Annotated in this window: 5 protein-coding genes; 2 read left to right on the plus strand and 3 right to left on the minus strand. The window is 41.9% G+C overall.

What is annotated here, in order from left to right:
* Positions 1–42 precede the first annotated feature (42 nt).
* Positions 43–4,233, plus strand: a complete 4,191-nt coding sequence (locus ACMJ0U_RS04280; RefSeq protein WP_417128394.1) for a hypothetical protein — start codon at positions 43–45, stop codon at positions 4,231–4,233.
* A gap of 4 nt (positions 4,234–4,237) precedes the next feature.
* Positions 4,238–5,095: a glycerophosphodiester phosphodiesterase gene (locus ACMJ0U_RS04285; protein WP_417128395.1), complete on the plus strand. Its 858-nt coding sequence runs from the start codon at positions 4,238–4,240 to the stop codon at positions 5,093–5,095.
* A 258-nt stretch (positions 5,096–5,353) separates the two neighbouring features.
* On the opposite strand, the gene tnpC is transcribed toward ACMJ0U_RS04285, so the two are convergent.
* The 3 genes from tnpC to tnpA form a co-directional block, all read right to left on the minus strand.
* The gene (tnpC, locus tag ACMJ0U_RS04290; protein ID WP_417128397.1) at positions 5,354–6,997 is read right to left on the minus strand and encodes an IS66 family transposase; all 1,644 of its coding nucleotides are present in this window, start codon (positions 6,995–6,997) and stop codon (positions 5,354–5,356) included.
* Positions 6,998–7,085: 88 nt separating this feature from the next.
* The gene (tnpB, locus tag ACMJ0U_RS04295) at positions 7,086–7,454 is read right to left on the minus strand and encodes an IS66 family insertion sequence element accessory protein TnpB (RefSeq protein WP_417128398.1); all 369 of its coding nucleotides are present in this window, start codon (positions 7,452–7,454) and stop codon (positions 7,086–7,088) included.
* On the minus strand, positions 7,447–7,770 hold the full coding sequence (gene tnpA / locus ACMJ0U_RS04300) for an IS66 family insertion sequence element accessory protein TnpA (protein WP_417128399.1): 324 nt from the start codon (positions 7,768–7,770) through the stop codon (positions 7,447–7,449). Before tnpA ends, tnpB begins: the two co-directional genes overlap by 8 nt.
* Positions 7,771–7,943: the final 173 nt, after the last annotated feature.

Raw genomic sequence — 7,943 nt, forward strand, 5'->3', positions numbered from 1 at the left:
TTAATGTACTTTCGGTTATTCGTCCCACTAAATCTATTACTTATGGCAAAATACATCTTCCTACAAGATTATTCTCTGGAAATCTCCGAACAATATTCCCGACTTTTGTCACAGCATATTGAGAATCTTCCTTATACTCTTTCCTTCCCTATTTATCAGGCTACCCAGAAAATAAGAACAGAACAATACGGAGCAGCAATGAACCATGTATTAGATTTTTTCGAAATCTCAGTCCAATATGCTTCGATTCTTCTATTCTTCATTTTAAAGCAAAAAACGACAAACAACACCACACACAAAGTACTGTGTTCTGTTGTAAATAAAATAGACAATAAACGTCCGCTGTCATTCGGCGACTGGGTTAATGACCTCTTTATTCCACTACTGACAACAGCTTCCATAGAACTCCCAGAACATTCTTTTGTCAAGTCCATGCGAATGCATGTCTGCTCAAAACACGGAAATATTCTTCTAGGAGGAAAGAAAGAAGCAAGCATTGTGCAAATAAGGAATGAATACAAGGGACATAGCACCACGCTTTCCGAAGAAATCTATAGAGGAGTACTATACACTTTAGAGGAACGAGTAATGAAAATGCTGAATGGCTTGTCGGCTCTCTCTGATTACCAATTTTATGCCATTGATGAAACCGGCACTGCATGGAACTTAAAAAGCATCGAAACAAAAGCACTTCCGTCTGTGCCTCAACACCTGCATTCTCCATCGCCTTTACATTATTACGTATATCGGGAAGGCCCTAATGACCAGGCTGAAATTACCGACTTATTTCCGCTAATATTCCTGAACCCTCAAAGACATGTATATGTATTCCAGTCGTTGAAGGATGAAAATGCCTCCTACATCTCTTCGAATGAGAATGCCATTACTTTCATCAGTGATGCGTTAAATGAGGAAATTGACACTTGCTTCCAAAATATAATTCCTTCATTTGATATTTCCAAAGAATTAAACTGGGAGGAACTGAAAACCTGTATGACCAAGGAGTCCATGGGCTTCATGAAGCGAATCTACAAAGAAAAGAAGTACAATCAGGAGTTGTTCGTCGACCGTGAACGACTTACATCTACTCTCTATCAATTCTGGGAAAGCGACAAAACTCTTTTCCCATTGCTAGGCGAAGCCGGACAAGGAAAGACCAGTCAGCTATGCTATTGGACAGAAAAATTACTGGAACAGAAAAAAGCCGTCCTGATATTCAATGGAGCAGATTTCAGCAATTACACACTGGAGCAGAAAATCAAGGCGCTGTTCGGTTATAACTTCAAGAAACCTATAGCACGTTTACTGACATCATTACACGAAAAGGCAGAACAAAATAAAGCCTATGTATATTTTTTCTTCGATGCCATAAATGAATGTCTTCACTATTACGATAGCGATGGGCAGGAAGAAGGACCACTACATCTATACAAGTCTATCAGACAACTGCTTGTACAGGAAAAATTCCCCCGGTTTAAAGTCTTGTTCACATGCCGGTTTTATACCTGGAAAAATCTCATTCAAAGACATTGTACCACAGATGCAACCTATATTTATCATGCCGGTGATGAAGAGGATTTAGCTATCAGAAACTTTACAGATACGGAAATAAAACAAGCGTACCATATTTATCAGCGCCTCTATCAAATGACGACATCATATGAGCACATTGACAAAAAAATACTGATTCGCTTAAAAGACCCGCTGATCTTAAAATTTGCAAGTAGTAACTATCTGGGAAAATCTTTATCTGAAAGCGCAATAGACTATACCTCCCTTTCACTATTCAACAAAATGCTGTGCGACATAAGAAATTCGTATGCAGGAAATCTGCAATACGATATTATCTCATGTATAGGCGATTACCTGCTAAATAAATACATGAAAGGATTTCCTGTCAGTACAATCTCTACAGAAAGCCTTAAAGAAGCTTACCATGAAACAGACTCAGCGTTATACGACCTCTCTAGAAAAATTTATAAAAAAGATGGTATCAGCATTGCTTATGCCGAATTGCTAAATAAAGCCGAGCGTCCCATTCTACGAGAAACAGAACGAATCGTTGACAACAGCCCTGTGAATGAAATCACATTTGTTTACGAACGGTTCTTTGAGTTTATTATGGCACGTTCGTTTATCAAGTTCCAGCGTAAAAAGGGGATGGAAAAATCAAAACCCATTCCGGCAGAAGCGTATTTAGAGGCCCTTGATCAAGCAACGGTAAACGTTGTATTCATCGGCACAATAAGAAACGCCCTGGTCATCGATTGTCTGGAAACTCAAAATTACTCCACTTTATTAGAACTTACAGCCCTTCATGGCGACAATTACATCGTAATGCAGCTTCTGACCGAGGTTATGAATATGTTAATTAGGGAGAATTACGAAAATGAGCTTTTCTGCCTGATTGACAAAATGCTGTCTGAAAAGATAGCCAATGGTAACGAACTAATTTCGCAGTTAAATTCCATCAACAAAAAAATAGAATCGAATCAAGCCAATGAAGAAGTTATCGCAAACTATAAACTACTCTCCCAAAAACTGGCTCCAGTCATCAGACTGCGCAAACTGGCCTCTGTCAGCACAATAAATGGAATTCTACTGACCGATTATTTTAATGAGAATCTTTACAAGAATGATGCCCTGAAGTTTTTATGGAGATTAATGCTAGATCCGATACACGATGTACGGAACGATGCTTGTATGTACACTTACTACTTATCAAACAAAACACATACATTGGATTATACTCCCTTGAAAAGAAACCTGTGTGAAAGCATCATCCTTCAAATGTTCCGTCTCGTTAAATCGCGTCCACTACTATTCAACATGAGCAGGAAGCACACACGGAAACGCTCTTTCATATTCTTTGAAACGGCTACGCGACTAGGTACACTACTGATGATAGATGAACTTGTAAAACGACAAAAAGACGGGGTAATCGTAAAGAATATGTTGCAAGAAATAGAATGTATGGCAAGGTATTTCACTTTAAACTTCTATTTGCTTCGCATATTTATGCCCGTGTTACAAATATTAATGCGCAAACAAATTACATTCCAAGCCGTTTATGTAAACAATGCGATAGAATACCAGGGATTCTGGAACAAACCCGAATTTCTCTCCCCTTGCCAACAAGAAAAATGGACACGCGAATGTATAAAAGAAGCGATGAGCTTTGTGTGGCACCACAGTAAATATCATGAATGCAAGAACTCGCCTGCATGTTTGAAAGAGGAAGAACGGTTCAAATTTTTTCATCCCTACATACTGTCAGCCTACAAAACAGGAGACAGCTTTACCTACTTCACATTAGAAAGAATTCTTGTCATCATGGGAGTCTGCAAGTGGCAAAACATAAAGCCATGTGTCGAAAAATTCTTTACTGATGAATACCGGCAATCTGAATGGTTTGATTATTCGCAAATGTCAATGCTTTATGTACTTTTTCAGATAGCTCTGTACACCAAAGAGAACCTTCAGGAACTAACCGAAATTTACACACGAGAAAGTAAAATATGGACTTTACACTGCAAAGGATTATTCAAAGCTCCCAACAGTCACAAAGCTAATCCAAACGGATTATACAAACGCAATGTAATGACGTGGTACTGTGTGGTGTATTGCGCCAATGGCGGAGACGGAACCATCCACGAAGGAGACAGCAAATGTGTTCCCATGTTTTATGAACTTATAGACATAGCAATTCGTGAAAAAGACAAAGAACTACTTATCCATCTCATCGAAAACATTTCTGAGCTTATCACAGATTTTGGCTACATCCATACTGCGATGGAGTTGCTAAAATATATACTTATACAATATGACACAGCCGAAAAAGTAAAGGAAATTGATGAAAAAAACACAAGCAGAAACGGATTATATCAATATAATCTTACTAAGGTGGTAGGCAATGTATTGAGTACCGCTAAAAATTATTATCAAACAGAAACCGATACTTTCATCAAAAAAGAGCTTATAGGGTTAAGCTTTCCCGGAATCCCTACGTACAGAGAAGAGATTTTGAGCTATAATCCTAGCGGGGAAACCCTATCCGACCTATTTACCCACAAATTCGGCAAATTCCTCACATGGGGATTGCTTTTTGAGGAATCAATTGATAATTTTGCATACGAAGCCATGTGTACCTCCGTTAACGCACCGAATTGCTTTTCCTGGTATGACCAAGTAGTGCGCATATTGCTAAAACACCTATTTAAGCTAAAACTTTGATTATATGAAAAAATGCATCTACCTTATATCCATTGTATTTCTTTTTCTAATAATTTACACAGCCATGCCTTACATCGTGAATTTTTTTACTGATAAAGAAAATCTCCCAAAGGAAAATCATAAAATGCTAATCGTAGGACATCGAGGAGGGGCTGGAATGGCACCGGAAAACAGTCTGCAATGTATCAAAAAAGGGATTCAAGCCGGAGCTGACATGATAGAGATTGACATCCATCTGACTAAAGACGGGGAATTAGTTGTTTGCCATGACCAGACAATAGACCGTACTACTACCGGAACAGGTAAAATAGCCGAAATGACACTAAATGAAATTCGTAAATTCCATATTGTAGATAAAAACGGAGAGGAAACAGATGAGAAGATTCCTACCTTAGATGAAGTTCTCAAACTGATAAACGGGCGGTGTCGTCTCCTGATAGAAATAAAAAGAACAAACAACCTTTATCAAGGCATTGAACAAAAACTTCTGGAATCTATCAAGGCACATCACGCATCCCAATGGATTATAGTACAATCATTCAATGACAGTGTACTAGAAACATTACACGCATTAGATCATACCGTGCGACTAGAGAAGCTGATTATTTTTAAACTACAATGGATTCCAGTCATTTTTGACGGTACATTTACCTATTTCAGCTTTAAAAAATACCATTATATCTCCTCCTTCAATTTTCATTATCAAGCAATAACTCCCGCATTATTAAAGAAAATTCATGCACAAGGTAAAGAAGTAAAAATATGGACTCTAGAGGAGCCCAATAACTGGAAAGCTTGTCCGGTAGATGGGATTATCACAGACCGTCCAGACTTGTGGACTGCATTTTTTCAAAAACAATAATCTCATATATATTTCTATATAAGAATATTGCTTATAACATCGCAGGAAACAAACGATATACTTCCCAAAAGAATCTCTTTCTATCCCCCATAATTTGTGAGGATTTTTATTTTCAGCCAAAAGCCTTGCTTTATAGATGTTTCCCGCTCAAGTTGATAGGTAAGCATTCGTTAAACTACAGGTATTGAACCTTTATATACAACAATAGCGACTGTCACTATAAACCTAATAGTTGCAGTCGCGATTATTTTGTTGCACCTATATGTTGCAATCAGCATCGGCACTAGATTTCTCTTCTTGTTTTGTCAATGCACTTTCCGGATGTTGCAGCTTCCATTTATGTGGAAGCAGTTCCAGCAGTTCCTCATGAGTAGTCTTTTTGTGATAGGGCATTCGGGCAATGACATCATTGAGATAATCCCTTGGGTTTACATCATGTGCCTTACAGGTGGCCAGCAGGGAACAGATGACCGACATATTAGCCGCTGCCTCATGGTTGCCGCAGAAGAGGTAATTTTTCCGTCCCAGAGCAATCGGCCGGATGACATTTTCAGCCAGATTGTTATCCCAAAGCAGGCGTCCGTCCTCCAGACATCCCATCATACTGTCCCATCGGGTATAGGCATACGTGATGGCTTTCCCGATCTGGGAATTGGGGCTGTACTTGATTCCTTCCGTTTCCATCCACACTCTCATGGCATCCATGACAGGTCCGGCCAGTTCCCGGCGCTTCGTCTTCCGCTCGTCGTACGACAGGCCCGCCTTATCGCAGCAGTGTTCAATCCGGTAAATATGCCGTATCTGGGTCAGGCCATGTTCGGCCATCTCCCGGTTTTCATCCAGAGCCTGTTCAAAATGACGGCGGATATGCACCAGGCAGTTGAGCAGCCGCACGTCGGGGTTGGCCCTGAAGGCTGTCTCATAGCCTGCAAAACCGTCGCATTGAAGATAACCCTTGAAGTGATATTGATTTGCCAGGGACTCGATGACCGCTCCGGCCCGAGAACCCTCGTCGTAATGGAAGATGACCAGTCTCTCCATGACCGACCTTACCATCCAGAGATATTCCTTGTCGGCCCTGCGCTTTTCCCTGCTGATGACCGGAACGGTAGTTTCGTCAGCCTGTACGTAGTCGCAGGAAAAGACTTCACGCTTGAGTTCCTCGTACAGAGGCCTGAGCAGCTCCACCGTTTTCTTGAACCATCCTTCCAGTGTGCTTTCCGTAAGGCCTTTCATTCCAAGATGACGGTACTGCTGTATCTGCCGGTAGAACGGGACGTGATATTCATACTTCTGAAGCAGTATCTCGGTAAGCAGGCTGGTGTCGGCGATGCACTTGTCGACGGGCATCGGCGGCATGGGGGCAATCTCCACGCCTTTCTTCCCCGCGGGAGGAAGCCGGGTGCTGTCCTTGAGCGCATATTTGGGACGGATGATTTCCTTGACATAGAGCATCCCCGGTTTGTGCTTGACCACTTTGGTTACCTCTTTGCCAATCCTACGATATAAGGACAGGTCCACACCGGCCGGCTCTATAACCTCGGTTTCGAGTACGGGCAGATCCTCTGTCATTTTGCGGTTCTGACGCTTCTGCTTCCGGACTTCCACCGGTTCCCTTTCTATCTGCTCCACGGCCTCGTCACGCTTTTCTTCCGCCTGATGCCGGAGGCCGGCAAACTCTTCGGCAAAAAGGTCGGGCATATCGGGATTATATACGGGAAGCTTTTCTGTCTTACGCCCAAAGAGCTGGCGGTTCAGCCATGCAATCTGAGCCGTCAACTCTTTGATTCGTTCCTGCAGATTCTTAATCTGTTCCGCCTGATCCTTATTAGTGGCAGACAACGAAGCAATGGAGGCATTCAACCCTTCTATCGTCTTGAACAGTATATCCTTTTCATCCATTGTCCGCAACTGTTTTGTTTATGTAAATATACTAAACATAAGCGGATTACACAATAATATCCGCACTTTTGTTCACTCCGGGAGCATATTATACATGATATTCCTTACGCTCTGCCCTCAGGCGCCGGAGCCTCTGCTGCGGATTTTCCTGAATGCCCTCAACCATCATCACCAGGTCGCGCCATTCCATGGGATAGCTGTTTGATTTGGGATCGTACTCCGGCAGTTTGAAGCGGCCTGCCTCCAGGCGTTTTACATACATCACCATACCTCCGTCTTCCGCATGAAGCAGTTTCATGAACCTGCGGCTGGAACCGATGAAGATGAAGACGTCACCATTCTTCACTTCTCTGTTCATCTTCTCATGTACCACTCCGCACAGCGAACTGATACCCTTGCGCATATCTGTCCTGCCCGGACACAGGAAGTAGCGCATCGTGTCGTTCAGGTTAAACATGGCCGCCTCGAAGACTTTGGGTGAACAGCTCCATCAGTATCTCTTCTGAACCGTTCCCGAAGTGGGCACGAAGACCGTTGGGAAACAGAACGGACACGCCATGCGGCACTTGTCCTTCAGGGGACGATTCCATGACTGACTGTTTAAAACTGATGGGAGCCAGCTCCTGTTTAACACTGTTCCTGTCAACGGAACATTTTCTACGCCAGTAATGATAGGTTGAATAACTTACACCTGTCTGTTGCAGGTACGACTTCAACGGCAGGCCGCTTTGTTGTACCTGCAATTCCAATTCTTCAAATTCCTGTCTATTCATAATAATTGAGGTTTGATTGTATTCGCTGCCGCAAAGCTACAATCAAACCTCAAGGTGTAAAAGGTGTATTTGTCCGAATGCTTACAAATAATCAGGGTATAAACATTAAAAGTCTATAAGCCCGGAAAGAGCAAAATAGTAATCACTAAATGCAGGATTATTCAAACTATATA

Origin of the sequence: Phocaeicola sp. (assembly GCF_048170425.1) — a bacterium.
Lineage (GTDB): Bacteria > Bacteroidota > Bacteroidia > Bacteroidales > Bacteroidaceae > Phocaeicola.

Excerpts from the sequence above, each read along its gene's own strand:
- ACMJ0U_RS04280 (WP_417128394.1), top strand. The coding sequence starts at position 43 with ATGGCAAAATACATCTTCCTACAAGATTATTCTCTGGAAATCTCCGAA.
- ACMJ0U_RS04285 (WP_417128395.1), top strand. The coding sequence starts at position 4,238 with ATGAAAAAATGCATCTACCTTATATCCATTGTATTTCTTTTTCTAATA.
- tnpC (WP_417128397.1), bottom strand. The coding sequence starts at position 6,997 with ATGGATGAAAAGGATATACTGTTCAAGACGATAGAAGGGTTGAATGCC.
- tnpB (WP_417128398.1), bottom strand. The coding sequence starts at position 7,454 with ATGTTTAACCTGAACGACACGATGCGCTACTTCCTGTGTCCGGGCAGG.
- tnpA (WP_417128399.1), bottom strand. The coding sequence starts at position 7,770 with ATGAATAGACAGGAATTTGAAGAATTGGAATTGCAGGTACAACAAAGC.